Origin of the sequence: Anaerobium acetethylicum (assembly GCF_900096945.1) — a bacterium.
GTDB classification, from domain to species: Bacteria; Bacillota; Clostridia; order Lachnospirales; family Lachnospiraceae; genus Anaerobium; species Anaerobium acetethylicum.
The window spans coordinates 4,151-5,377 of sequence record NZ_FMKA01000073.1 but is presented as its reverse complement, the minus strand read 5'-3'; the positions used below and the strand labels follow the sequence as shown (position 1 = coordinate 5,377).

Sequence of the window (1,227 nt, the reverse complement as noted above, 5' to 3'; positions counted from 1 at the left end):
TGCTATGAGATATCTCATCTTGAGGGGGGCTTCACGCTTAGATGCCTTCAGCGTTTATCCCTGCCGAACTTGGCTACTCTGCCATGCCATTGGTATGACAACAGATACACCAGCGGTTCGTCCAACCCGGTCCTCTCGTACTAAGGTCAGCTCCTCTCAAATATCTTACGCCCACGCCGGATAGGGACCGAACTGTCTCACGACGTTCTGAACCCAGCTCGCGTACCGCTTTAATGGGCGAACAGCCCAACCCTTGGGACCTACTACAGCCCCAGGATGCGATGAGCCGACATCGAGGTGCCAAACCACTCCGTCGATGTGAACTCTTGGGAGTGATAAGCCTGTTATCCCCAGGGTAGCTTTTATCCGTTGAGCGATGGCAATCCCACTTTATACCACCGGATCACTAAGTCCTAGTTTCCTACCTGCTCCACCCGTCGGTGTCACAGTCAAGCCTTCTTATGCCTTTGCACTCTGCGAATGGTTTCCAACCATTCTGAGAAGACCTTTGAGCGCCTCCGATACTCTTTCGGAGGCGACCGCCCCAGTCAAACTCCCCACCTGACATTGTCCACTGCCCGGATCACGGGCACATGTTAGAAATCCAATACTACAAGGGTGGTATCCCAACAGCGACTCCGGCATGACTGGCGTCATGCCTTCTCCGTCTCCCACCTATCCTGTACATGCAATACCGAATCCCAGTATCAAGCTAGAGTAAAGCTCCATGGGGTCTTTCCGTCCTGGCGCAGGTAACCAGCATCTTCACTGGTATTTCAATTTCACCGGGTGCATTGTCGAGACAGTGCTCAAATCATTACGCCTTTCGTGCGGGTCGGAACTTACCCGACAAGGAATTTCGCTACCTTAGGACCGTTATAGTTACGGCCGCCGTTTACTGGGGCTTAAGTTCATACCTTCGCTTGCGCTAAGTACTCCCCTTAACCTTCCAGCACCGGGCAGGCGTCAGCCCATATACTTCACCTTGCGGTTTTGCATAGACCTGTGTTTTTGCTAAACAGTTGCTTGAGCCTATTCTCTGCGGCCACATTTCTGTGGCACCCCTTCTCCCGAAGTTACGGGGTCATTTTGCCGAGTTCCTTAACAATGCTTCTCCCGTCGGCCTTAGGATTCTCTCCTCATCCACCTGTGTCGGTTTACGGTACGGGTACAATACAAACAATAGCGGCTTTTCTTGACAGTGAGCCCGCCAGCTTCCCTACTTGA

The 1,227-nt window shown here is 52.5% G+C and carries 1 rRNA gene (running past one end of the window); it reads right to left on the bottom strand.

Annotation, left to right across the window (positions count from 1 at the left end):
• Positions 1-1,227 (bottom strand): 23S ribosomal RNA (locus BJR36_RS19635) (its annotated part continues 1,657 nt past the right edge of the window); the annotation flags it as partial.